This is a genomic window from Winogradskyella pacifica (assembly GCF_013403915.1).
GTDB classification, from domain to species: Bacteria; Bacteroidota; Bacteroidia; order Flavobacteriales; family Flavobacteriaceae; genus Winogradskyella; species Winogradskyella pacifica.
Genome location: NZ_JABFDI010000002.1, coordinates 316,955 through 342,606, shown reverse-complemented (window position 1 = coordinate 342,606; position 25,652 = coordinate 316,955). Strand labels below are relative to the sequence as shown.

Sequence of the window (25,652 nt, the reverse complement as noted above, 5' to 3'; positions counted from 1 at the left end):
AAAAGACCGTTTAAATAAGTTTAAACGGTCTTTTTTTTGCTCTACAAACTATATTAGTATAATGATTCTGGGTGCAGGTAATCGATGTAGACATTTAATTTATCAATGTATTTCGTGCCGTAACCTTCTTCCACTTTTTCTTCAGCGTAAAAGAGCGTTTCTTCTTTTTCGCCTACTAAAGTTAATTGTACGATATCCTCTTTTCGTTTTAAGATAATATAGGCCACCCTATTATCATATAAACTATGAGCTGATAAATAAATGACACCCGATTCTAATTTATAGTTTTTTACTACACCGCGATGTTGTTCTTTACCGTTTTTATCATAACGAATGACTTCACCATCAATATAATTTTCATTTAAAGAATATTGCAATCGCTTATGATTAGAATCTATATGATATGCTATAGTTTCAGCAACCTCACCATTCTTATAGATTGACACATTTTTACCATGAAGATCATGAGAAATACGTTTCGTGATGAGACCATTTTTATAAATTTCTTGCGTAGACTTACTATTATAACCTACAGATAGCACCTTAGTGCCTTCAAAAGGCTTTCCGTCTTTATATATGATGCTAGAGACCTCTTTTCCGTCTTCGTTATAATTGATAGATTTCCCCTCTAAAATATCATTCTTATACGTGCTTGTAAATTGTAATAGACCAGACTGATTGTAAAAATTAAAAGAGCCTTCTTTTTTATCATTCACATAATGCCCCTCTTCTAGAACAATTTCGTGATTATAATTAAACTTCTTATAAGTTCCATTACGTTTTCCTTCTTTTACAGTGTACATAACTCTTGAGGCCATATCGTACATTTCACCATCCCAAGGTAATTCGTTTTTAAAATTAACTGTAGCTAAGACCTCTCCATACTTATCAAAGAACGTAGCACAACAGTTAACATCAACGTCTTCGATTAATACAGGATCAATAACGCCGTAAGCTCTTCCCACACCATAATCAAACCGTTTTGATGCCACTAAATCACCATTTTTTTCCTCTTTAATAAACCTTATTTCATCTGAGAGATTGAAAAATTCATATAATTTACCATGCTTTTTATCATAATCGTAAGTACCTATTAATTCGTTTTGGTCATTGTAAAACTCCCCTAGTGTTTTATCATAATCCGTGTATGTGATATCGCTTTGTTTAGCCCCATTACTGTAATAGTTTACCTCTCTCGTTTTACTATATTGATCAGCATTATAGTATTCGGTGACCTTAAAATCGACCAAATTATCTTTACCCACTTGTTTCGTTATAAATTTAGTCCGCTCAATAACGTTACCATCTTTGTAGGTTTCAATATTTGAAATTTTAGAATCGTAACCAATTTCGTAACGTGTACCATTTAAAGGTTGCGCATATCTATTTTTGTACTCCACTTTTAAGATTCCCATTACAACACCTTCTTTATTATAATAGACCTCTTCTTCCTTATTCTTTTTACTAAAGAGAATATTAGTTTCCGTATAATATTTTAGTTCCTCTACAAGCTCTCCTTCATTGTAAGTCGATTTTTTGTTTCCACTAATTTCTACACCCGTATATGGGTAATAGTTTTTATAAACCATCCGAGACAATTCATTGCCTGTGTCATCATAACTAACTTGAAGCTCTTTAATGTTATTAGTATATGTTGTTAGAGATTTTATCTTACCGCCATCATAGTATAGTTCTTCTTTTTCAAGTAGACCATTATTGTAGGTTCTAGAAGACAAAATTTGCCCCATGGCCTCTTCCTTATAACTGTACGAAAACACAATTTCGGTGCCTTCCATAGGTTTTAGATAGTCATTATAAAGATTGTAAGTAACACTCCCTATTTCGGTTCCATCCTCAGTAAAATAAGTCTTTTTATATTCTGGTTCAGTTTGAAATTTTGTCCGAATCTGACCATTAGGATAATAATCCTCGTGACCTAACAACCTCTCAAACGGATAATAGTTAATTTGCTTCACTCGCATAGGGTCAAAATAATAAAACACTTCAACCCCTTTTCGAAATCCATTTTTTAGGGTATTAATTTCACCAATGGCATCCCCTTTTTTATCGTAGTATTTCGTTCTAAAATGACCTTTTTTAAGCGTTCTGAAACTTTCGTAACGAATTCCGTTTATATCATCGTCATACACAACCTCTTTTACGGTATCGTTTTTAACTTCAGTATAAATGCGATTAGTCAATTGAGTATGATTCTGAGCACCAGATTTGATCAGGCCATTTTTATAAATAGCCTTTAATTTTTTGTCATTTAAAAAGGTGATAAACTCTCCATCTAATCTGTTTTTGGTGTAATTACCTTGTTGGTATAATTTGCCGTCTTCCGTAAACCAGCTCACTTTTTCTACCCAAAAATCCTTATCTTCATACTTAGACAATCCGCTCATTTGTTTTTGGCCCGAAATGTAATAATCTTCAATTCTATAAAAATCACCCTCTTTTTTAACTGGTGGCCTAAAAAAAGCAGCACTATCTTTTGCAGTGTGTTTCCAAGACCTGTTGTAATAAATGGTGTCTTGCTGGGCGTCCAAATTTAAGGGCATAAAGAAAACACTGACCATAAATAGAAGTGCAGCAGTTTTAATAGAATTTGATAAAATCATTGTTGAATAAATTTTAAAATGAGATAGATATAATTTAAAAAACACATCTATTTGATTAACGCATTTCAGCATCATAAATTTTTAGCTCGTGAATTTCTCAATACTAAACATAGGTCAACAGCCTATTTCTAAAAGTAGTATTTAGACAACCCCAAAACTACTACTTATTAAGCTTTGAATTTTAATGGTAAATGAATTACCTTTTTAGTTTCAAAAAACGCTTCATCAAAATAATCAGAAAGCAAGAATGCTTTAACCGTTTTATACTGCTTCAATTCCTCAGTTAAATCACCTCCTTTTAAATAAAGGATACCATTTTTCAACTCATTTTTCTGAGTACGGGCAACTTTTCCTTTTACCCAAGTCGTAAATTCTGGCATCGTCGTTACAGCTCTACTTACAATAAAATCGTAAGTTTCATCAATAGCTTCTACTCTACTATGCGTTGTTTTTATATTAGTAAGTTCTAATGCTTCAGCGACTGCATTAATAACTTTTAGCTTTTTATTGATACTATCTACCAAATGAAATTGACATTCTGGAAACAAAATCGCCAAAGGCACTCCCGGAAATCCTCCTCCTGTACCAACATCTAAGATCGAAGTACCTGGTGCAAAATTAATCACTTTTGCAATACCTAAAGAATGTAAAACATGTCTTAAATATAACTCATCAATATCTTTACGAGAAATCACGTTGATTTTACTATTCCAATCTTTATATAATCCTTCTAAAGCTTCAAATTGTTGAATTTGAGTTTCTGTTAAATCAGGAAAGTATTTTAGGATGAGTTTCATTTTTTTATTTTTTACAAAAATACTTATTTTTAATCTTCATAATTTAACGTTAATCGATAAAGCTTGCTTTTTATTTATTAACTATCTTTGCATTGTTATAATGATTTCTAATCCCTAACGTTATAATATAAAAAAACTGATTAAATGGCACAACAAACCGTAAAATTCTCTCGAACGGATTCTGCAAAGTTCTTCAGAACACTTAACAAACGCGTTAATAGTTACTTCAAAGACAACAATATAAAAAAGACAGGAAACTGGAAACTATACACAAAGGCTATAATAATGTTTACATTATTACTTGGACCATTAGTGGTATTGCTAACGGTTGACAACATACCAGTATGGCTTCAAGTTATATCGATGATGATTATTGGTGTTGGAATGGCAGGAGTGGGCATGAATGTTATGCACGATGCTAACCATGGTTCCTTTTCTAGTAAAGAATGGGTAAACAAATTGATGGGAAGCAGCATTCATATATTAGCTGGTAACGATTACAATTGGAAAGTACAACACAATGTACTACACCATACCTATACCAATATTCAGGGTCATGATGAAGACATTGATGCCGGACGAATAATTCGTTTTTCTAAACATGCTAAATGGTTAAAGATTCATAAATATCAAAAGTATTATGCCTTCTTATTATATGGCTTATTAACTGTAAATTGGGCGATTACAACCGATTTTAAACAAACGTACCAATACCTTAAAAGAAAATTATCTTATGGTGAATTTCCAAATCCTGCGACACAATGGACGAAGTTAATTATTGGTAAGATATTATACTATACTATTTGGGTTGTGTTACCATTGGTTTTAGGTTATGCTTGGTGGCAAGTTTTAATTGGATTTTTAATCATGCATTATACAGCTGGTATGATTCTAAGTGTTGTTTTTCAATTAGCACACGTTATGCCAAATACCGAAATGCCTATACCAGACGAAAATGGAAACATGAAAAATACTTGGGCAATTCACCAATTATTTACAACGTCTAATTTTTCACCTAAAAGTTGGATTGTTGAGTTTTATACTGGAGGTTTAAATAGACAAGTTGAACATCATTTGTTTTCAAATATTAGTCATGTTCACTATAAAAACATAGCAGATATCGTAAGAGAAACAGCACATGAATTTAGTTTACCTTATAACGAATATAATTCTATTTGGACTGCTATTTCAGAGCATTATCAACAACTAAAAGAATTAGGTAGAAAGCCAAGTATGGCATAATATAAGTTCCAGTTTTAAAACAACCAACCACAATGAATCAACTATCGGATAGAATTAATAATCTAGCCACCTCAGCTACGCTTGCTATGGCAGCAAAAGCTAGAGAACTTAGAGCAGAAGGAAAAGACATTATTGGATTAAGTTTGGGAGAACCAGATTTTAATACACCTGATTTTATTAAAGATGCTGCGATTGAAGCCATCAACCAAAACTACAATAGCTATACTCCTGTAGATGGTTATGTAGAATTGAAAGAGGCGATTATCACAAAATTTAAACGGGACAATAACCTTAACTATACCTTACCACAAGTTGTCGTTTCTACAGGTGCAAAACAATCATTAGCTAATATAGCTGCTGTAATGCTTAACCCTGGAGACGAAGTTATTTTACCTTGTCCGTATTGGGTGAGTTATAGTGATATTGTAAAATTAAGCGATGGAGTTCCTGTGGAAGTTCAAACCTCTATAGATACCGATTTTAAAATGACAGCAGAACAATTAGAAGCTGCCATTACACCAAAAACTAAAATGATTTGGTACAGTTCTCCTTGTAACCCAAGTGGTTCTGTTTATAGCAAAGCTGAATTAAGAGCTTTAGCTGATGTGTTGAAAAAGCACCCAAATATTTATATCGTTTCAGACGAAATATATGAACATATTAATTTTAAAGGAGGTCATTTTAGTATGGCTGAATTTGAAGACATGTTTGATAGAACTATAACCGTAAATGGAGTGTCTAAGGCATTTGCCATGACAGGTTGGAGAATTGGTTACATCGGAGCACCAGATTGGATCGCTAGAGCATGTAACAAAATGCAAGGTCAAATTACGAGTGGTGCCAATTGTATTGCGCAACGTGCCGTAATTACCGCTTTAGAAGCAGATCCATCAAGCATTAAGTATATGGTTGATGAGTTTAAAGAAAGACGTTCTCTTATATTAAATTTATTGAGCGAAATCGACGGTTTTAAAACCAATGAGCCAGAAGGAGCATTTTATGTGTTCCCTAATATCTCTTCATACTTTGGAAAGACTATAAAGGGAAAAACAATAAATAACGCCTCTGATTTTTCTCTATTTTTACTTGAGGAAGCTTTAGTTGCCACTGTTACAGGTGAAGCTTTTGGAAATAAGGATTGTATCCGAATTTCTTATGCAGCATCACAGAAAGAGATTATTGAAGCTATTAAACGTATTAAGACAGCATTGAGCTAAATATATAATAAGCTATTTTAAGACAAAAGTTGTAACATTATATGTTGCAACTTTTTTTATGCCTTATTTTAACTAAATTGTTTTATAAAAAAACACCAAACAATATTTAAACACAAGCCACAAGTGCAACGCTTGCAAATACAGAGACTTTCAATACCATAGAAGTTGCATGGCTAGTTTTACACATTCTAGGTGATTTAACTCTTTGCTTAATACCAAATAGGGATTTTTTACTTGCTCTTTTGAAATTAGATTTTACAGTGCGCTTATAATCGGAGTTCAATAAACCTTTAGTTGTAAAATGTGAACGCTTCGCGCGTACTGTTTTATCTTCCATATCATTTGTCATTCTAGCTTTCATATATAAAACTGTTTAAGTAATGAAACTATTGTTAATGTTGAAAATACGAAATAATTTACGAAATAATCAAAATAAATGAATAAAAATAGGATTTTCAGCGTAAAGCTCGTAAAATATTACGAATATTCACTACCTCATACAATCCCTTAAAATTAAGAGATGGGCTTTTGATTATTAGTTAAAACCTAGCCTAATAATTCTATCATACCATCCATAGAATATACTAAGACGCAGTAAAAAACAAGTAATAAAACAAAAGTAAGTACGATTACTTTTAGCATCCTCACTTTTCGTTCTTCTCGTAATCGTTTCCCTATTTCCTTAAGCTGCTTCGTCGTCGCTTTAGGCAAATTATATTCCGTTTTACGATTTGATTTATAACCACCAAGCACATTCTTAAACCTATCGCGCTGTGGAAGTTGACTACGATTATAGTTAATGACATTCATTGAGTTAGAAGGCATAATTCTTTAGTTTTTAAATTTAAAACTGAGATATAAGGATTCACATCAATACATAATGTAACATGTGCTATAGGTTATAAAAGACACGAAACTGTGTCAGTTAAAAGGATCGGTGTATACGCTTAAAATAGAGCGATGAGAAAGATGGCAAATACAGCTAATTTTAAGAGAACAGCTGTATGATTTACCGTATTGAATTGAATAGATTTTGAGCGTTGTCTAATTCCAAATACAGATTTTGAAGCTAACGTTCTAAAGTTTTGTCTCACTATGGATTTGTAATTTGAATTTAATAATCCTTGTGTTGTAAAATGAGATACCGCAATGGGTTCTGGTACAAATTCTAATGTGGTGTTTAATGCTAATTCCATGATTGATGATTTTAATTGATTATACAAATAAGACGTACAATCCATATAAATGTTACAGCTGGTGTTTCAAGTATATCGGGAATTCGAGTATTAAAAACTCACAAAGTATTAGTAAAAATATAGGCTAGCTATGTTTTAAAAAAATCTTAAAAAAAGTTGAAAATTTATCTATTCCTCCAAAAGAAAGGAGTCAATAATATTAGAACGGTAAACAATTCCAATCGACCAATAAGCATTAAAAAAGACGCCCACCATTTTCCTAAAGGTGGTAATGCAGCATAATTATTTACAGGTCCAAAATCACCCAAAGCAGGCCCGACGTTTCCTAAACTAGATGCTGACAATCCGATCGCAGATGTAAAATCCATATCAAACATAGAAAACACTAAGGCTCCAACAATAAAGGACAACATATAAAGAATAAAAAATCCAAGTACGTTAAATACAATATCTTTAGATACCGATTTACCATTATAGCGCACAGGTATAATAGCATTAGGATGTAAAGCACGCTTAAATTCTAAAAAACTGTTTTTAATTAAAATCAATTGACGCATTACTTTTACACCACCAGAGGTACTTCCGGCAGAACCACCTAAAAACATCATTCCAAAAAAGAAAACGGTTAAAAAGGGTGTCCACATGGTATAATCCGCACTTATAAAACCTGTTGTTGTAATTACAGATAACACCTGAAACAACGCGTGTCTTAACGCACTTTCCGCTTCACCTAAAACCATTGGATGAATTATAGTGGACTGAGACACATCGGCTTTAAAATAGATTAAAACGGCCGCGATAAGCGTGAAAATGACAATAAATTTAAAGTAGAGTTTAAACTCTTCATCTTTTAAAATTTTAGACACTTTTCCTTTAAATAGATAATAACTCAGCACAAAATTAGTACCAGCTAAAAACATAAAGAATATAATAATGTATTGTATCAAAGGATTATCATTCCAATAGGCAACACTCGCATTTTTAGTAGAAAAACCTCCCGTAGATAATGTACTCAACGCATGGTTTATGGCATCGAAGAAGGACATACCAGCAAGTTGTAACAATACAGTTTCAGCAACTGTATATCCCACATAAATAAGCCATAATCGTTTTGCTGTATCTGTAATTCTTGGATGTAATTTATCTGCACTCGGCCCTGGAGCTTCTGCAGTAAACAATTGCATACCACCTACTCCTAATAATGGTAATATTGCAATCGCCAAAACGATAATACCCATACCACCAATCCAATGCGTCATACTTCTCCAAAACAAAACGCCTTCAGGAATGATTTCAATATCATTTAAAATACTAGCACCAGTCGTCGTATAACCAGACATGGTTTCAAAAAAAGCATCGGTAAAAGAAGGAATAGCTCCAGTGGCTATATACGGCAGTGTCCCTGTAAGTGACATTACAATCCAACCAAAAGCAACAATAATATAGCCTTCGCGTTTATTCATCTCCTTGCGATGGCCCTTTGTTCTATACATTGCCAAACCTCCTATTAAAAGGGTTACGAGACCTGCTAAAAATAATTCTAAAGTGACACCGTCTTTGTAGATAAGACTTATTAATGTTGCAGTAAGCATAAAGCCACCATTAAACATTAATAGCAATCCAAAGAAGTGAAAAATGATTTTATAATTAAGTTTTATTCTAGACATATCGCTATTACGAGAAAAAACGTTCTACTTCAGAAATAGACCGTGGTAAACAACAAACCACAACCCGATCTCCAGGTTGAATTTTGAAACTCCCTAATGGTATTGATCCTTTTCCATCTCTAATCACTCCGCCAATAATAGCAGATTTCGGAAATTTCACGTCTTTAATAACCTTATTCGTGATTTTAGATTTTGGTTTCACAACAAACTCTAAAAGTTCAGCATTCATGTTGGTTAACTTGGTCATAGCAACCACCTCGCCTTTTCTTATATACCTAAAGATATTGTTTGCTGCTAATAATTTTTTATTGATTAAGGTATCAATTCCAATAGATTGTGATAATTGATAATAATCCATATTTTCAACCAAAGCAATGGTTTTCTTTACGCCTTTAGATTTCGCTAACAGACAAGACATAATATTGGTTTCTGAATTACCTGTTACAGCAATAAAGGCATCCATATCCGAGATATTTTCTTCATCTAAAATATCTACATTTCTACCATCACCACAAATAACTAAAGCATTTGGAACGTCTTCAGCCAATTCCTCAGCTTTACCTCTCCTACTTTCAACTAACTTAACATTAAACTTGCTTGAACACAAATCCTTAGCTGTTTGAAAACCAATTTGGCTTCCACCAAGAATCATAACATTCTTAATCGCAACTTTAACCTTTCCTGATAATTTAAATAACTCATCATCACCTCCTTTAGACGTCACAAAAACAACTTTATCTCCTTCTTTAAAAATGGTATCACCACGTGGAATGATAGTGTATTGTGTCCCTAAACGCTGAATTGCAATAGGAATAAAATTTAATTCCGGATAAATTTCCGCCGCTTCTTTCACCGTTTTATCCACGAAAGTTGCTGTTCTAGACAAACGCAAACCTAGCATAGTTAATGCTCCGTCTTCAAACTCATAAGTATCATTAAAACCGTACTGATTTAGAAGTAATCCTATTTCAGAAGCCGCTAAAGATTCTGGTGAAATCAATTCATCAATTCCAAATTTCGAAAACCCAACAGTTTCTTTATTATCAATAAATTCAGTATTTGAAATACGTGCAATCGTTCGTTTTGCACCTAACTGTTTCGCTAAAACACAAGCCGTAATATTTGTAGTTTCTGAAGATGTTACAGCAATAAATAAAGCTGCTGTATCTATACGCGCATCTCTTAAAATTGAAATAGAGGTAGCATCTCCCTTAATAGTTCTAATATCCAAGTGCTCAGCAGCATATCCTAAACTATCTTTCTTTGTATCAATTAAAGTGATTTCTTGTGATTCGTAGGATAAAAGTTTCGCCAAATGAAATCCTACTTCACCTGCACCTGCGATTATTATTTTCATTATATTTCTTTGAAATAAGAGTACAAATATACTAAGAACTTCTAACTAGGTACAACTTTAAACACTTTAGGTACTGATAAACTTATAAGTTTTAGCTCCCCTTATAACTTCTTAGTATATTTGCCAAAAATTTTTATGGCTGAAAAAGTAAACCCATATAAGGACAGCGACCAATCTAAAAAAGATCAGGTCACTAAAATGTTCGATACCATTTCTAACGAATATGATGGTTTAAACCGTGTGATTTCTTTTGGAATAGATGTAAAATGGAGAAATAAGGTTGTAGAAATGGTTGCCAAAACCAAACCAGGAAATATTTTAGACATCGCAACAGGAACTGGAGATTTAGCCATTAGTTTAACCTCTACAAACGCTAAAGAAATTATTGGTTTAGATATTAGCGATGGCATGCTAGAAGTTGGTCGTAAAAAAATTAGCTCTAAAAATTTAGACGGTATTATTTCTATGATTATTGGTGACTCTGAAGATTTACCTTTTGAAGACAATACCTTTGATGCCATAACCGTAGCTTTTGGTGTTCGTAATTTTGAACACTTAGAAAAAGGACTTGCAGAAATTTTAAGAGTGCTAAAACCAAATGGTATCTTTGTTATTCTCGAAACTTCTGTACCTACAAATCCTTTTTATAAAGCGGGTTACAACGTACATTGCAAACTAATTATGCCAACCATAGGAAAACTCTTTTCAAAAGATAAAGTAGCTTATAGTTATCTAAGCGAATCAGCATCTCTTTTTCCATACGGAGAGGCCTTAAACAATATTTTAAGAAAAATTGGGTTTATTAATGTGGAACACAAACCACAAACGATGGGAGTGGCAACTATTTATTCAGCATCTAAAGTATAGTAATGAAGCGTTTCTTTTTTCTTTTAGTATTTATACTCGCATTTCAAAGCATGTCTGCTCAACTTTTTACAAAAGAAAAAGTAGCAAATGCTGTAGATAATATTGATCAAAAGTTTTTGACTTGGGGTTATTTTTTAGGTTTTAACCAATACGACTTTAATTTCGACTATTATGAAAATTTAGAAGATGTCTTAGTGGATAAAACTTTTGGGTTTCACCTAGGACTTATTGGTGACATGCGTATTAATGAATACATGAATTTAAGACTTGAACCAGGAGTATTTTTCACGACAAGAAACTTAAATTACGATGAAAGCTATTTTCAGGGTACAACATTTAATGACTCGGATTTATTGCGAGAAGTAAAATCCACATACGTGCATATTCCTTTGTTATTAAAAATATCGACAAAACGTATTAATAATTTTAAACCTTTTATTGTTGGTGGATTTTCTACGGCTTTAAACTTATCTAGTAATGAAGACAACCCTAATGATAATAGTTCTGGAGAGTTTAGAATGACTAAGAACACCTATTTCTACGAACTGGGTTTTGGTATTGATTTCTATCTACCTTATTTTAAATTTACACCATCTATCCGTGGTATATTTTCTTTAAATGACGAAATCATTCAAGATGTTGATCCTGATAGTCCGTGGACAAGCAACATCTCACAAATGCAAACTAGAGGTGTTTTTATCAATTTTACTTTTCAATAGTCCGGCGTCTAAACTCACTTAACAATATTGCTGTTGCATTGGCAACATTTAAACTTTCCGTTTCCTTAACTGTACCAAATTGAGGAATAGTTATTTTTCTATTCACTTTTTCTTTAATGGCTTCTGAAATCCCATTCGCTTCATTTCCGAGAATTATAACACCTTCATTTGGCAATGTTGTGGTATAAATGTTTTCACCAGCTAAAAGCGTACCAAACACTTCTGTTTTACGAGATTCTAAATAGTCCTCTAAATCTACATATTGCACATTTACACGCGTTAAAGACCCCATCGTTGCTTGTACTACTTTAGAATTATAACAATCTACAGTATTTAAACTACACACTAAATCTTTAATACCGTACCAATCGCAAAGTCTAATTATAGTCCCTAAATTACCAGGATCTCTGACGTCATCTAAAGCAACAATTAAACCATTGTCTTGAGATGGTATTTCTATTGGAATTTCAAAAATAGCTAAAGCTGTATTTGGGTTTTTAAGTGCTGATATTTTTTTTAATTCAACTTCTGAGATTTCCGAAATCAAATCAATTGAGGCCTCAAAAATAGATTCAGTAGTATAGAGATGTTTCAAGTTATAGTCGGACTTTAGAAATTCTGAAATTCCCTTTATGCCTTCAACAATAAACAGACCGTTTTGTTGTCTGCCTTTTTTTTGACTTAAACTCTTAATTAACTTTATTTGATTCTTTGATAACATTAAAATGTCTTTACATTTGTTAGACGAAACACTTAAAAAGACAAAGTAAACCTTTTTTGATTTAAAATCGTTTCGAAATTAAGTTGACTATGCTATTTCTAAAGGAGAAATGGTATTATTTTTGTTTCACTAACAATCAATTAAATAAGATACCTCTTTTAAGTTTGCAAAAATTCAATTTAATATCAATTACAATCTCAAAGTCATTGTATCGCTATATGCTACTGTTGCTATGCGTACTAATGGTAAGTTCTTGTAATATTGCAAAACGAGTTAAGGCCGGAAATCATCTTATTACTAATAATACAATTCTAGAAGATAGTGTTCATGTCTCTGACGAACGTATTAACAATATAATTTCGCAAAAGGTAAACTCTGGTATGCGAAAGTTTTTAGGCTTTCCTTTAAAACTTCATGTGTATAATTTGGCTAGACCAAACATCGATTCTATTATAAATGCTAACGTTTTAAGTGATTCTACTAAAGTAAAACGAAGAATAGCTTTACTTTCTAAAAAGCAATTTGATAAACAAATAGAATCACGACGCGATTTTAATGCTTGGTTAAAGCGAACAGGTGAAGCTCCTGTTATTTACAATGAAGACCAAACCATAAAAACGTCTAAAAACTTAAGAAAATATTATTATAGCAAGGGTTGGTTTAATAACGAGGTGACTTACAATGTAGAAAAAGACAGTACTAAGTTGGCCCAAGTAACTTATAATGTTACAAAAAAGAAACCTTATATTTTAGACTCTTTAAAACCTTCAATAAGCAGTCCGGCAATAGATTCTATTTATAAAAAACTCATTAAAGCGACCTTACTAAAAAAAGGAGAGCAATATGATGAACAGAATTACGAAAACGAGCGAGAACGCATCAACACATACTTAAGAAATACTGGTTTTTATTATTTTGGGCAAGATTATGTCCGTTTTGAAATGGATACTATAAACACCAATCATAAAATAAATACCGATTTAATTATAGCTAACCGAACTATTAGAGGTGACGATTCTACAACAACGACACCGTTTAAAATTTATAAAATTAAAGAAGTCAACATTTTTACCGATGACAATTTTGAAAATCGATTTAGAGCGATTTCAGATACTACAGTTCACAAAGGCTTTACCCTTTACAGTAAAGACAAATTAAAATTTAGACCTAAGGCATTAACCGATGCTGTTTTCATTAATGCAGGCGACAATTATAGCGATTTAGCAAGAAGTAGAACATCGCGCTATCTCAACGATTTGCAAATGTTTAGATATCCGAATATTGATTTTATTGAAAACGAAAATGACACAACCCTTACGGCTAATATATTTTTAGAACCAAAAAAGAAATATGCTTTAAGTTTTGATCCTGAAATTAACACTAGTAATATCCAAACCATAGGATTCTCATTTGGTACAGGTTTAAAAATAAGGAATGTTTTTAGAGGCGCAGAGTCCTTAGAAATATCAGGTATCGCAGCCATCGGCGCGTCTAAAACTCGAAATGTTCTAGAGGATTCTTTCTTTGATATTAATGAATTTGGAGGAAATATTCGTTTAACGATCCCGAGATTATTCAGCCCATTTAATACAGATAAGATTATACCTAAATACATGTCGCCTAATACCATCATTAACTTATCTGCAACAAGCCAACAAAATATTGGATTAGATAAACAAGCCCTTTCTGGTATATTTAGTTATAATTGGTTTCCATCAACTACGGTGACTAATTCTGTAGACTTATTTAATATTAATTATGTCAAAAATTTAAACACTAGTAATTACTTTGGGGTTTACACCAATTCTTTTTCAAGTCTAAATAGCATTGCCCGAGACATTGGTTATATTGATAGCGACGCTAGCCTTTATGATGAAAGTTTAACAAATCAATATTCGCCTGCTAATATATTTATTAATGATGTTTTAAGTGGTAACACAAGTTTAACATCGAGTGATGATGATTATCTATCTGTAAATAATATTGAAGAACGAAAAGAACGACTTACGGAAAACAACCTTATATTTTCAACAAGTTTCGATTACAAAAAAGATAAAAGAAAAAACATTTTTGACAACGACTTCTCCGTTATTAAGTGGAGAATTGAATTAGCTGGAAATCTACTGTCTAGTATTTCGAGCATGACAGGAAACACTAAAAACGACGCTGGTAATTACGAAGTATTTGGCGTCGCATTCTCGCAATACATTAAGTCAGAAATAGATTATGTTAAGTATGTCGATTTGGGTAATAAAAACGTTTTAGCGTTTCGTAGCTATGCTGGTATTGCTATTCCATATGGCAACTCTAACAGTATTCCTTTTGCTGAGAGTTTTTTCGCTGGTGGCCCAAATGACAACAGAGCTTGGACGGCTTATAACTTAGGACCAGGAAGCTCCCAAACCACTAATGAATTCAATGAAGCCAACTTTAAAATTCACTTAAGTGCCGAACAACGATTTAGTTTACTTGGGTCGTTTCAAGGAGCTATTTTTATAGATGCTGGTAATATTTGGAATGTTTTAGATAACGTTACAGAAGATGCAGCCACATTTACTAATTTTAATTCTTTAAAAGATATTGCAATAGGTTCTGGTTTTGGAATCCGTTATGATTTCGATTTTTTTGTACTACGTTTTGATACTGGTTTTAAAACTTACGACCCTTCACTAGATGAGAATAAACGATGGTTTAGAGATTATAATTTCAGAAACGCCGTATATAATATCGGTATCAATTATCCTTTTTAGGAATTCATTTTTTGATTGTTAGGCATTAAAACTGAAAAAATCCTCGAGTATATTATTCCCTTCACACTACAACGTTTTCGACATTTTATAACTGTTTAGACATCATAAATACTGAAATTTTACGTATTTTTGATAACATAAAATTTCAATTCAAAAAATTATGAGTCATAATATTAAACCTGGAGTTGCCACAGGAAAAGAAGTTCAGAATATTTTTAACCATGCTAAAGAAAAAGGCTATGCTTTACCAGCTGTAAATGTCATTGGCTCTAACACTATAAATGCTGTTTTAGAAACTGCAAAAGCATTAAATGCACCAGTTATTATTCAATTTTCTAATGGTGGAGCACAATTTAACGCAGGTAAAAGCTTAAGTAATGAAGATCAAAAATCAGCTATAGCAGGCTCTATTGCTGGCGCAAAACATGTTCACCTTATGGCAGAAGCTTACGGTGTTCCAGTGATTTTACATACAGACCATTGTGCAAAGAAATTATTACCTTGGATTGATGGTTTATTAGATGCCAGTGAACAACATTACAAGGAAACAGGAAAATCATTATATAGTTCTCATATGATTGATTTATCTGAAGAACCTTTAGAAGAAAATATAGCAATTTGTAAAACATACCTTGAGCGCATGAGCAAAATTGGTATGACTTTAGAAATTGAATTAGGTATTACAGGTGGAGAAGAAGATGGTGTTGATAACACTGATGTAGATGATTCTAAGTTATACACACAACCAGAAGAAGTAGCTTATGCTTACGAAGAATTAAGCAAAGTAAGTGATCAATTTTCTATTGCAGCTGCTTTTGGTAATGTTCATGGTGTTTATAAGCCAGGAAATGTAAAATTAACACCAAAAATATTAAAGAACTCTCAAGAATTCTTATCTAAAAAACATAATTTACCTCACAATCATATTGATTTTGTATTCCATGGTGGATCTGGTTCTACAGTAGAAGAAATTAGAGAAGCAATTGGCTACGGAGTTATCAAAATGAATATCGATACCGATATGCAATATGCATTTTTAAGCGGTGTTAGAGATTATGTACAAGATAAAAAGGATTATCTACAAACTCAAATCGGAAACCCTGATGGAAGTGATGTACCTAACAAAAAGTACTACGATCCTCGTGTTTGGTTACGTAAAGGTGAAGATGCATTTGTAGAAAGACTTAAAAAAGCATTCGAAGATTTAAACAATGTAGACACATTATAAGTTTATTTTACTAAATATTTATCGACCCATTAGAACTCAAAATCAGAGTTTTAATGGGTTTTTATTGGTTAATAAAACTCGAATATTGAGATACTTTTCTCTATTTTTGAGTTATATTTAATAAAATAGTAAGTTTGTACGCTATTTAATAGCAACATAAAACGAACTAAAAATACCGATTAGAGATTAAAATCAATAATCGTAAACCTGTCCTGAGACTTTAACTAATTAAAGCTTTTGCTAATCATAGCCAAAGCGTCTAACTAGTAGTATCGAAGGATTAAAATCGTAACCTCATATGGCTTGGTTTAAAAGAAAAGATAAAGGTATTCATACCTCAACAGAAGAAAAAAAGGACACACCTAAAGGACTTTGGTATAAATCTCCAACAGGTAAAATAATAGACACAAAAGAACTTGAACAAAATTTCTATGTAAGTCCAGAAGATGGATATCACGTAAGGATTGGAAGTAATGAATATTTTCAAATTCTTTTTGATGACAATAAGTACACCGAATTAGATGCTAATTTAACATCTAAGGATCCACTTAAATTTGAAGACACTAAAAAATACCCAGACCGTTTAAAAGCTGCACAAGCAAAAACGAATCTTAAAGATGCGGTACGTACAGCTGTTGGTAAATCTAAAGGTGAAGATTTAGTTATTGCATGTATGGACTTTGCTTTTATTGGTGGTTCAATGGGAAGTGTTGTCGGTGAAAAGATTGCTAGAGCAGCAGACTATGCTATAAAGAAGAAGTTACCATTAATGATTATAAGTAAATCTGGTGGTGCACGTATGATGGAGGCCGCTTTGTCATTAATGCAATTAGCGAAGACTTCAGTTAAGCTTGCTCAGATGGCAGATGCTGGTATTCCTTATATCTCTTTATGTACAGATCCTACAACGGGTGGTACAACGGCTTCTTTTGCGATGCTAGGAGATATTAATATTGCAGAACCTGGAGCATTAATTGGTTTTGCTGGCCCTAGAATTGTAAGAGATACTACAGGAAAAGAATTGCCTGAAGGATTTCAAACTTCAGAATTTTTATTAGAACATGGATTCTTAGATTTTATTACACATCGTAAGGATCTTAAGAAACAAGTGAATCTTTATATTGATTTAATAAAAAATCAACCTGTAAGAGCTTAAATAAAAAACGAAGAAAGAGGTGTAAAAACACCTCTTTTTTTTTGCTTCAATTTTGATATATCATTAAAGCTACGCAGTATTTAAGCCACTTAAAAAGTAAACAGAAAAACAAGTACCTTCATTAACCGTACTTTCTACTTCTATTTTACCACCGATACTTTCAATATGATTTTTGGTAATATATAACCCGACGCCTCTCGAGTCTGGATGTTCATGAAAAGTGCCATTTAAAGTAAAAAGCTTATTGAAATTAGATTTTAAATCAATTCCTAAACCATTGTCTTTAATTTTAAGCACAACGAATTCATCTATTAAACTACTTGAAAGTTCAATGGTAGCCAATCTCTGATTCGATTTGTATTTAATTGAATTTGTAAGAAAATTGAGAATAATACTATCGATATAAGCTTCAATTCCCATAATAGAAAATCCGCGATCGACCTTATTTATAATTTTACACTTTTCCCTTTTCGCTATAGCACTAACGTTATAAATAGAATTTTCAATATACTTATGCAACGAGAGCTTGTTCAGAATATTAAATTTTTTAGGCTTGTCTAATCTCATTAAATTAAGATGATTTATAGTTTCATCGAGATTCGTTAAAGAGCCCTTTAACATTTTATAATTTTCACTAGATTTTAACCTGCCTTCAAATTCCTCTTCAAGAAATTCCGTAATTGAAAATAAATTACCGACATGTGTTCTTATATCGTGAGTAGCAATATGGGCGAAATCTTTTAATTTTTCGTTTTGACCTTTAATAACATTTATTAAAAACTCCAAATGCCATGTCGCTGATTTTTGAGTCGAAATATCTGTTATTTGAGCAATAAAATAAATAGGTTCATTAGCTTCATCTCTAACTAACGAAACGGATAATAGCGCCCAAACGACATAACCCTTTTTATGAAAGTATCTTTTCTCTATTTGATAGTCCTCAATCTCCCCATCAATTAGTTGCTTCATATGTGCTAAGTCCAATTCTAAGTCATCACGATGGGTAATATCTCTGAAGTTGAGCTGATATAGTTCCTCTTCCTCATATCCTAATAAATCGACAATACTTTGATTAACCTTAATCCATACCCCTTCAGGACTCACAATAGAAATCCCTCCATTTGCATTATCAAAAATATTTTGAAATACTTTGTCTTTTAATCTATCGAGATTTTTTGGCATGAAATAGCGTTGAATATTGAATACCAAAATTAGAATATACTATTAATTAGTTTTAACTCAATAGATTATTAAGTTATCATAAAAGCTAAAAATTTACGAAGTAACACCTTAAACTGCTTTAAATTAACTGAATCTAAGGTTTCTTAAAATAAATCGTAAATTCTGTTCCTACATCTACGTCACTCTTCACCTCTACTTTTCCACCCATAGATTCAATATGGTTTTTAGTAATAAAAAGTCCGATACCAATCGCATCGGCATTACAGTGAAAGGTATTATACATTTGAAAAAGTTTATCTCCAAATTTTTCTAAATCAATACCTAAACCATTATCCTTTATTTTAAGCACCACAAATTCATCTCTAAATTCAGAACTCAATTCTATAATAGGTTTTCTTTTTTCAGATCTATATTTAATGGCATTGGTTAGAAAGTTAAGAATTATACTATCTAAATAAGCTGGTATCCCTTTTATATAAACAGCATCATCTATATGATTATATATAATAGCTTCAGCGTTTTGGGCTAATGTTATAATATTGTAAGTGGCTTTTTCGGTATAATCATACAAATTAAGTGCTTCCATTTTAGACTCCTCAATTTCTCTAATTTTAGCCACCTGTGTTAAATGCGAAACGGTTTCTTGAAGATTATCAATTGCTTGTTTTAATAATTGAAAATTTTCATTTTCAATCAAATTAGCATAATCTTCCTCTAAAAACCCTGTTAAAGCTGATAGATTACCAGAGTGGGATCTCAAATTATGAGTCACGATATCAGCAAATGAGGTTAATCTTTCATTCTGTTCTTTGGCAACACTTAGCATGGTTTTTAATTTGTCCTCACTTTTCTTGCGGTTGGTAATATCTGTAAACTGCCATATCATGTGTGGTTTTCCTTCCTTAAAATAGACCAAAGACACCGAAATTAACATCCAAATAATAGAACCATCTTTATGAAAATAGCGCTGCTTTACACGGTATTTGTCAATTTTACCATTAATAAGGTTTTCAAATTTTTCTTCGTGAACACCAAGATCTTGAGCATAAACAATGTTATTAATGTCCATATTAAATAGTTCCCATCGCGTATATCCAAAAATATCGCAGACGCTTTCATTAACTTTTAACCAATTCCCATTTAAATTCACAATAGCAATACCGTTATAGGTATTGTTAAACGTGCGCTCTAATACGTCGTAAGCGTTAGAGAAATTCCTCAGATGATTTGAAACTTTCATACATATCGTTTAATAAGGATTAATCAATTGAAAGCTATTTTGCTATTAGGGAAATTTTAATTAGGACATAATTATACTCTTTAGGATATCAAAAAGTTACGAAAAAAATCCCAAATCACAAAAAAGTAGTATATTTGCCGCTCGAAAGAGAGGCTTTCGTGTACATAAAAATCATTTACAATAATATTAGCATGTATTTAGATCAAAAAGCAAAAGAAGAATTATTCACTAAACATGGTGGTAACGCAAAGAATACTGGTTCTGCAGAAGGACAGATTGCATTATTCACACATAGAATAGAACACTTAACACAACACTTAAAGAAAAACCGTAAAGATTACAATACGGAACGTTCTTTAGTAATGTTAGTAGGTAAGAGAAGAAGCTTATTAGATTACTTAACTAAGAAAGATGTCTTAAGATATCGTGCGATAGTTAAAGAATTAGGATTAAGAAAATAATCTCAATATAAAGGCCACGCATTTAGCGTGGCTTTTTGTTTTTATATAACTCAAACGTAAGAGTAAAACAATCGTAAAAAAAATAGCAGAAAAATCCTAAAATGATTTTAGGATTCGCGGTTTTTCATTGGTCATCAACAACAACTACACAACAACACAACGACCATTGTTTAATTTAGAATTAAAAAATTTATGATTCCAAAAGTTTTTAGAGAGGTCATAGACCTTGGTGACGGTAGAGAAATTTCTATCGAAACCGGAAAATTAGCAAAACAAGCGCATGGTAGCGTTGTTGTGCAATCAGGAAAATGTATGTTATTATGTACAGTTGTTTCCAATTACGAGCAAAAAGACCTTAATTTTTTACCATTAACGGTAGACTATAGAGAAAAATTTGCTGCTGCTGGTCGTTATCCAGGTGGTTTCTTCAAAAGAGAAGCAAGACCTAGTGATGGAGAAGTATTAACAATGCGTTTAGTGGACAGAGTTTTACGTCCTTTATTCCCAAAAGATTATCATTCTGAAACTCAGGTGATGATTCAGTTAATGTCTCACGATCCAGAAGTTATGCCAGATGCTATGGCAGGATTAGCGGCTTCTGCTGCAATCCAATTATCAGATTTCCCTTTTGAATGTGCTATCTCTGAAGCTAGAGTTGGTCGTGTAAACGGAGAATTTGTAATCAACCCAACACCAGCACAAATGGAAGAGTCTGACTTGGACATGATGATTGGTGCTTCTGCAGATTCAGTAATGATGGTAGAAGGTGAAATGGATGAGATTTCTGAAGAAGAAATGGCTGATGCTATTAAGTTTGCACACGAAGCGATTAAAGTACAATGTGCTGCTCAATTAAGATTAGCAGAAGCATTTGGAAAGAAAGACGTTCGTGAATATGAAGCTGAAAGAACAGATGAAGATTTAGAGAAGAAAGTGCACGACATGGCATACGATAAAGTATATGCTATTGCAAAAGCAGGATCTGCTAAGCATGAAAGAAGTGCTGCTTTTCAACAAATAAAAGAAGATATTAAAGCTACTTTTTCTGAAGAAGAATTAGCAGATTATGGTGGTTTAGTTTCTGATTATTATCGTAAAGCTGAAAAAGCTGCGATTAGAGATTTAACCTTAAATGAAGGGTTGCGTTTAGATGGTCGTAAGACTGACGAAATTAGACCAATCTGGTGTGAAGTAGATTACTTACCATCGACTCATGGTTCTGCAGTTTTTACACGTGGAGAAACTCAAGCGCTAGCAACAGTGACTTTAGGGACTTCTAGAGATGCAAACCAAATAGATATGCCATCTCAAGAAGGTGAAGAGCGTTTCTATTTGCATTATAACTTCCCTCCTTTTTGTACAGGAGAAGCTAGACCAATCCGTGGAACATCTCGTAGAGAAGTAGGACATGGTAATTTAGCACAACGTGCATTAAAAGGAATGATTCCTGCAGATTGTCCTTACACAGTACGTGTTGTTTCTGAAGTTTTAGAATCTAACGGTTCTTCTTCTATGGCAACAGTTTGTTCTGGTACAATGGCGTTAATGGATGCTGGGGTTCAAATGACAAAACCAGTTTCTGGTATTGCAATGGGATTAATTTCTGATGCAAACTCTGGAAAGTACGCTGTATTATCTGATATTTTAGGTGATGAAGATCACTTAGGAGATATGGATTTCAAAGTTACAGGTACTGCTGATGGTATCACAGCGTGTCAAATGGATATTAAAGTAAAAGGGTTGTCTTACGAGATTTTAGTAAATGCTTTACAACAAGCACGTGCTGGCCGTTTACATATCTTAGAGAAATTGACAGATACAATTGCTAAACCTAATGCTGACGTTAAAGAACATGCGCCTACAATGGTGACAAGACGTGTTCCTAACGAATTTATCGGAGCCTTAATTGGACCTGGTGGAAAAGTTATTCAGGAAATGCAAAAAGAAACTGAGACGACTATCGTTATAAACGAAGATCCAGTAACTGAAGAAGGTATTGTTGAAATCTTAGGTGTTGGTAAAAAAGGTATTGATGCTGTAATGGCAAAAATCGATGCTATTTTATTTAAGCCTGTAGTTGGTAGCGTATACGAAGTAAAAGTTATCAAAATGTTAGATTTTGGTGCTGTTGTTGAGTATTTAGATGCACCAGGAAACGAAGTATTATTACACGTATCTGAGTTAGCTTGGGAACGTACAGAAAATGTATCTGATGTTGTAAACATGGGAGACGTTTTTGATGTGAAGTATTTCGGACAAGATCCAAGAACACGTAAAGAGAAAGTATCTCGTAAAGCAATTTTGCCAAAACCAGAAGGTTATGTAGCAAGACCACCAAGAGATGATAAACGTCCTAGTGGACGTGATAATAATAGAGGAAGAGATAATCGTGGACGTGATAACAGACGTGATGATCGTAAGCCTAGAGAAGATAAGAGGGAGGATTAATTCTTAATTCTAAACTTTATAAAAACCCTAAATAGATTTTTCTATTTAGGGTTTCTTTTTGCGTTAAAATGAAATTCAAAAAAGTTAATAAGTCATCTGTTTTTTGTGTTTAAATATCCAGGAATCCCCTTCTAGGCTTCACTCTCGTTATGTTAAATAAAAATTAAAAAAAGTCTAAAGTCAATAAGTGAACGTACATCTGTTTTAGTTAATCAATCAAAAACCTAACACTTTATTATTTATGGCTTCAGAAAAACCAACTTCAAATATTATACTTTCAAACACGAAAAGCAGAACTAAAAAAATATCTAACGGTTTCAATTCTTTTCTTAACAGTAAATCAATAACAGAAAATCCTTACAACAAAATTGTACTCTTCAGTACATTTTTACTTATGCTTTTGGGTGTGTATTTCCTTTCTGTCTTTTATGGTGATTTTGAACAATTAAATCTAGACAAAATGAGTACCACAATAGGATATTCATTTATTGTTTTAGCAACGACACTTATGGCTTTTAAAGTCTCATTCTTTATTTACAAAGCCTACAATTATTTTAAATACAAGCCTATTGCATCCGTTTCAGATAAAGAATTACCAACTATTACAGTAATTGTTCCTGCTTATAATGAAGGTAAACAAGTTTGGGATACCTTAATGAGCTTAGACAATAGCAATTATCCAAAAGAGAAAATACAAATTATATCTATTGACGACGGCAGTAAAGACGATACATGGGATTGGATGCTCGATGCTAAAACAAAATTAGGAGACCGTTTAGAGATTTACCAACAACCTGAAAACCAAGGAAAACGTCATGCACTTTACCGTGGGTTTAATTTAGGTACAGGTGAGATTTACGTCACTGTAGATAGTGATTCAATCGTTACAGAAGATACACTTAGAAACTTAGTTAGTCCATTTGTTAAAGATGAAAATTGTGGTGCCGTAGCAGGAAACATTCGAGTTTTAAATAACAAAAAAGCAATGCTACCTAAAATGTTAGATGTAAGTTTTGTATTAAGTTTTGAATTTGTACGTTCTGCTGAAAGCAATTTGAATTCTGTTTTATGTACACCAGGAGCTTTGGCTGCCTATAAAAGTACAGCGGTTCATGAGTGTTTACCACAATGGATAAATCAAACTTTTATGGGGCAACCATCAGATATTGGTGAGGACAGAGCCATGACAAATATGATATTAAAACAAGGTAAGCACGTATTATTTCAAAAGAATGCTGTTGCTTTTACTAATGTCCCAGAGGAATATATGGGTTTATATAAAATGTTTATCCGTTGGGGACGAAGTAACGTGAGGGAAAATCTAGAAATGGCGAAATACGTTTTTACAAACTTTAGAGCAAAAGGTAAATCTGGAACTAGAATCTTATTTATCAGTCAATTCCTAAAAATACTAATGAGTTATCCATTATTAATTTCGATGTTATTCTTTGTAATAGTACATCCTTTACTTTTTATTGGTTCTACTCTAGTTACTATTTTAGTAATTTCAACATTTTCAGTATTGTTTTTTGCTAGCCAATATAAAACCACGGAAGGTTTTTGGGCGTATTCTTACAGCATACTATTTACATTTGGCTTATTCTGGATTACCCCATATGCTATTGCAACAGCCAACAGAAGAGGCTGGTTAACACGTGGATTAGAAGAAAAGAAGTAAATACCACATTTTCAAGTATACGAACTAGAAGCCTACAAAATTATATTTTTGTAGGCTTTTTCATTCTAAATTTCCATTTTGTCACCGACAACCTGTCATAAATATAAGTTGCCAAATTTTTAGCAAATTTCAATTTCGGAAACAATGGTCCTAAAAATTTTCAATACCATAACATATCACACAAAAACCTTAGGATATCAAAATTCTTTAAATCATAATTTCATTTTGGCACTGTCGCATAGTAATTGCGGCTATTAAAGCAACTGACAGTAAGGTTAGTTAAAATAAAAACAAATTATGAGAGTATTAGTAATTGGAGCGGGAAACATGGGTTTAACATATGCAGAAGGTATGGCAGAATCACCACTCCTTAGTAAGCACAACTTAAGAATTTATGATACTGATCCAAAAAAAATAGAAAGCCTCAGTAAAGATTTAAGGTTTAATGTTTTTGATAATTTAGAAGATTGCTTACCGAAAGCAGATATTGTATTTATAGCAGTTAAGCCTTACCATAGTGACGGTTTATTTGAAGAGATGAAATTAATGATTAACGACAGTCAAATTTTTGTATCTCTAATGGCAGGTGTTACTATAGATACTATTCAACAAAAATTGAATGCAAAAAAAGTAATTAGAACAATGCCTAATTTACCAGCACAAGTTGGTAAAGGCGTTACATCCTACACAGAGTCTAGCGACGTTTCTAAAGTAGAAATGTTAATGGTAAGAAATCTTTTAGATACCACAGGAACATCAATACATGTCAATACAGAAAAATTCATTGATGCTTCCACAGGGATTTCTGGAAGTGGACCTGCTTACGTATTTTATTTTATGCAATCTATGTTAGAAGCGGCACAGAAAATGGGCTTCTCAGATTATGATTCTAAAATTTTGGTAAGCAGCACATTTGAAGGAGCTATAGAACTCTTCAATCAAAATAGTATATCACCAAAATCTTGGATAGAAAAAGTGGCATCAAAAGGAGGCACAACCCAAGCTGCAATTGATTCTATGGATGATAACAATGTAAAACAACTCATTGAAGATGCTGCATATGCGGCTTTTGATCGTGCGGTTGAATTAGGTAAAGAGAAATAAA

General features: G+C 32.6%; 21 protein-coding genes. 11 read left to right on the top strand and 10 right to left on the bottom strand.

The features are described from left to right. Positions 1-53: 53 nt before the first annotated feature. Positions 54-2,621, bottom strand: coding sequence for a toxin-antitoxin system YwqK family antitoxin (locus HM984_RS03165; RefSeq protein ID WP_179348091.1), 2,568 nt, complete (start codon positions 2,619-2,621; stop codon positions 54-56). A gap of 167 nt (positions 2,622-2,788) precedes the next feature. Continuing rightward, positions 2,789-3,418, bottom strand: a complete 630-nt coding sequence (gene rsmG, locus HM984_RS03160) for a 16S rRNA (guanine(527)-N(7))-methyltransferase RsmG (RefSeq protein WP_179348090.1) — start codon at positions 3,416-3,418, stop codon at positions 2,789-2,791. Between the two features lie 144 nt (positions 3,419-3,562). Here rsmG and HM984_RS03155 point away from each other — a divergent pair, with 144 nt between their 5' ends. Both HM984_RS03155 and HM984_RS03150 read left to right on the top strand, forming a co-directional pair. Next, the gene (locus HM984_RS03155) at positions 3,563-4,660 is read left to right on the top strand and encodes a fatty acid desaturase family protein (protein ID WP_179348089.1); all 1,098 of its coding nucleotides are present in this window, start codon (positions 3,563-3,565) and stop codon (positions 4,658-4,660) included. Between the two features lie 32 nt (positions 4,661-4,692). Beyond that, positions 4,693-5,877, top strand: coding sequence for a pyridoxal phosphate-dependent aminotransferase (locus HM984_RS03150; RefSeq protein ID WP_179348088.1), 1,185 nt, complete (start codon positions 4,693-4,695; stop codon positions 5,875-5,877). Between the two features lie 106 nt (positions 5,878-5,983). Here the strand turns inward: HM984_RS03150 and HM984_RS03145 are convergent, their stop codons facing one another. The 5 genes from HM984_RS03145 to trkA form a co-directional block, all read right to left on the bottom strand. After that, on the bottom strand, positions 5,984-6,238 hold the full coding sequence (locus HM984_RS03145; protein WP_115807765.1) for a hypothetical protein: 255 nt from the start codon (positions 6,236-6,238) through the stop codon (positions 5,984-5,986). Between the two features lie 185 nt (positions 6,239-6,423). Further along, a complete protein-coding gene (locus HM984_RS03140; protein ID WP_179348087.1) occupies positions 6,424-6,702 on the bottom strand; it encodes a hypothetical protein in 279 nt (92 codons plus the stop codon). Positions 6,703-6,824: 122 nt separating this feature from the next. After that, entirely contained in the window at positions 6,825-7,073 is a 249-nt protein-coding gene (locus HM984_RS03135) for a hypothetical protein (protein ID WP_179348086.1), read from the bottom strand. A 164-nt stretch (positions 7,074-7,237) separates the two neighbouring features. Continuing rightward, entirely contained in the window at positions 7,238-8,740 is a 1,503-nt protein-coding gene (locus HM984_RS03130) for a TrkH family potassium uptake protein (RefSeq protein WP_179348085.1), read from the bottom strand. A 7-nt stretch (positions 8,741-8,747) separates the two neighbouring features. After that, on the bottom strand, positions 8,748-10,097 hold the full coding sequence (gene trkA, locus HM984_RS03125; protein WP_179348084.1) for a Trk system potassium transporter TrkA: 1,350 nt from the start codon (positions 10,095-10,097) through the stop codon (positions 8,748-8,750). Positions 10,098-10,232: 135 nt separating this feature from the next. Here trkA and ubiE point away from each other — a divergent pair, with 135 nt between their 5' ends. After that, on the top strand, positions 10,233-10,964 hold the full coding sequence (gene ubiE / locus HM984_RS03120) for a bifunctional demethylmenaquinone methyltransferase/2-methoxy-6-polyprenyl-1,4-benzoquinol methylase UbiE (RefSeq protein WP_179348083.1): 732 nt from the start codon (positions 10,233-10,235) through the stop codon (positions 10,962-10,964). Positions 10,965-10,966: 2 nt separating this feature from the next. Next, a complete protein-coding gene (gene porT, locus HM984_RS03115) occupies positions 10,967-11,683 on the top strand; it encodes a type IX secretion/gliding motility protein PorT/SprT (protein WP_115807771.1) in 717 nt (238 codons plus the stop codon). Here porT and HM984_RS03110 read toward each other — a convergent pair. Beyond that, on the bottom strand, positions 11,670-12,404 hold the full coding sequence (locus HM984_RS03110) for a TrmH family RNA methyltransferase (protein ID WP_179348082.1): 735 nt from the start codon (positions 12,402-12,404) through the stop codon (positions 11,670-11,672). The genes porT and HM984_RS03110 overlap by 14 nt on opposite strands. A 218-nt stretch (positions 12,405-12,622) precedes the next feature. Between HM984_RS03110 and tamL the strand changes: the two genes are divergently transcribed. The 3 genes from tamL (at position 12,623) to accD (ending at position 17,538) form a co-directional block, all read left to right on the top strand. After that, positions 12,623-15,154 (top strand): translocation and assembly module lipoprotein TamL, encoded by a 2,532-nt coding sequence (tamL, locus tag HM984_RS03105; protein WP_179348081.1) that lies wholly within the window; start codon positions 12,623-12,625, stop codon positions 15,152-15,154. Between the two features lie 160 nt (positions 15,155-15,314). Beyond that, on the top strand, positions 15,315-16,382 hold the full coding sequence (fbaA, locus tag HM984_RS03100; RefSeq protein WP_115807774.1) for a class II fructose-bisphosphate aldolase: 1,068 nt from the start codon (positions 15,315-15,317) through the stop codon (positions 16,380-16,382). Positions 16,383-16,680: 298 nt separating this feature from the next. Further along, positions 16,681-17,538, top strand: coding sequence for an acetyl-CoA carboxylase, carboxyltransferase subunit beta (gene accD / locus HM984_RS03095; protein ID WP_115807775.1), 858 nt, complete (start codon positions 16,681-16,683; stop codon positions 17,536-17,538). Positions 17,539-17,607: 69 nt separating this feature from the next. Here accD and HM984_RS03090 read toward each other — a convergent pair whose 3' ends face one another. Then, a complete protein-coding gene (locus tag HM984_RS03090) occupies positions 17,608-18,720 on the bottom strand; it encodes a sensor histidine kinase (protein ID WP_179348080.1) in 1,113 nt (370 codons plus the stop codon). A 133-nt stretch (positions 18,721-18,853) separates the two neighbouring features. Beyond that, on the bottom strand, positions 18,854-19,960 hold the full coding sequence (locus tag HM984_RS03085) for a sensor histidine kinase (RefSeq protein WP_179348079.1): 1,107 nt from the start codon (positions 19,958-19,960) through the stop codon (positions 18,854-18,856). A gap of 191 nt (positions 19,961-20,151) precedes the next feature. Between HM984_RS03085 and rpsO the strand changes: the two genes are divergently transcribed. From rpsO to proC, 4 genes are all read left to right on the top strand, one after another. After that, positions 20,152-20,421, top strand: coding sequence for a 30S ribosomal protein S15 (rpsO, locus tag HM984_RS03080; protein ID WP_020895709.1), 270 nt, complete (start codon positions 20,152-20,154; stop codon positions 20,419-20,421). Between the two features lie 192 nt (positions 20,422-20,613). After that, positions 20,614-22,869: a polyribonucleotide nucleotidyltransferase gene (locus HM984_RS03075; protein ID WP_179348078.1), complete on the top strand. Its 2,256-nt coding sequence runs from the start codon at positions 20,614-20,616 to the stop codon at positions 22,867-22,869. 241 nt (positions 22,870-23,110) lie between these two features. Further along, on the top strand, positions 23,111-24,547 hold the full coding sequence (locus HM984_RS03070) for a glycosyltransferase family 2 protein (protein WP_179348077.1): 1,437 nt from the start codon (positions 23,111-23,113) through the stop codon (positions 24,545-24,547). Between the two features lie 297 nt (positions 24,548-24,844). After that, complete coding sequence (proC, locus tag HM984_RS03065; RefSeq protein ID WP_179348076.1) at positions 24,845-25,651, top strand: pyrroline-5-carboxylate reductase; 807 nt, start codon at positions 24,845-24,847, stop codon at positions 25,649-25,651. The last annotated feature ends 1 nt before the right edge of the window (position 25,652 follow it).